The sequence below is a fragment of the Microcoleus asticus IPMA8 genome, from assembly GCF_013179805.1.
GTDB lineage: Bacteria > Cyanobacteriota > Cyanobacteriia > Cyanobacteriales > Microcoleaceae > Microcoleus > Microcoleus asticus.
Genome location: NZ_SRRZ01000312.1, coordinates 1 through 1064, shown reverse-complemented (window position 1 = coordinate 1064; position 1064 = coordinate 1). Strand labels below are relative to the sequence as shown.

At 42.1% G+C, this 1064-nt stretch carries 2 pseudogenes; both read left to right on the top strand.

Annotated elements, in window-relative coordinates:
* Positions 1–134: 134 nt before the first annotated feature.
* Positions 135–743: pseudogene (locus tag E5S67_RS32080) on the top strand (IS4 family transposase); the annotation flags it as partial.
* 40 nt (positions 744–783) lie between these two features.
* Positions 784–1029 (top strand): annotated as a pseudogene (locus E5S67_RS32075) (HNH endonuclease); the annotation flags it as partial.
* Between the last annotated feature and the right edge of the window lie 35 nt (positions 1030–1064).

Sequence of the window (1064 nt, the reverse complement as noted above, 5' to 3'; positions counted from 1 at the left end):
AAGTTTGGTGATTTTGAGCCAACATTCTCATGAAACTAATGATCGATCGAACCCTCGATCGATTTATGAATGATTTGCGATCGCTATATATCCTTGAAGCTATATTAAGTGCAAGTTCATAGTGAATTGGTATTACCAAAAGTTACGACCTGAGAGATAGTCTGGTACGCTTGGGTTCGGGAACTGCAAGAACTCCATTTATCACCTTACGTCTGATTGAAGTTCGTTCGGATAAAACCTGGCATTCTTATTTGACAAGTGTGCTTGAACTAAGAGTGTTACCACCCTACGTCGTGGCAGATTTATATCGCAGGCGCTGGAGAATTGAAGAGGCTTTTAATACTTACTGTAAAAAGGCTGTTGGGATTAAGTTATTTGTGGACGGGCGCTCGATGGCGGCATTCAGCTTCAAATTTGGAGAACTTGGATATTTTATGCAATCTTGGTCGATTTAGGTGATGCCGTTGCTGACCAACTCTCTTTACCAATAGATTCGATTTCATTAGAGATGATTTACCGGGGTCTTTACCATTTTTATGTAGCCCGCCAAAAATGTAAGGCAACTGACCCTATCGAGTATTTTGCCGCGAAGCGAAAATCGAGATTTAGGTATTGTTAAATCTCAACGAAAACCCAATGTTAAGTTAATTGTTGCACCTTTCCCTGATCGACAGCGAGGCCTGGACCAATATTTCTTTGAGACATCTTCTCAAACCCTCTTGACAACTGCCATACAAGCTTAACTTGTTACGAATGATACCAAATTAGATGAGCTTACCCTGCTATTTCAAGCAGGACGATGTTATGGAAATTGACGATATCAAACCCAAATCTCAAGGAGGTAAAGACCAATATGACAATTTCCAACTTCTACATCGTCATTGCCACGATACAAAAACTGCCAGCGATGGATGTTATGGTGCTTGTGTAAAAAGCTGGGTCAAAGAGGAGCCGGATGAGGTGAAAGTCTCAAGTCCGGTTCGTGCGGTTCGTTTCTACGAAACTAGCCTGTATGGGTTAGGGGATTAGAGCCTTTACGCCGCCTTGGGTGCAAGCCCTAAAAG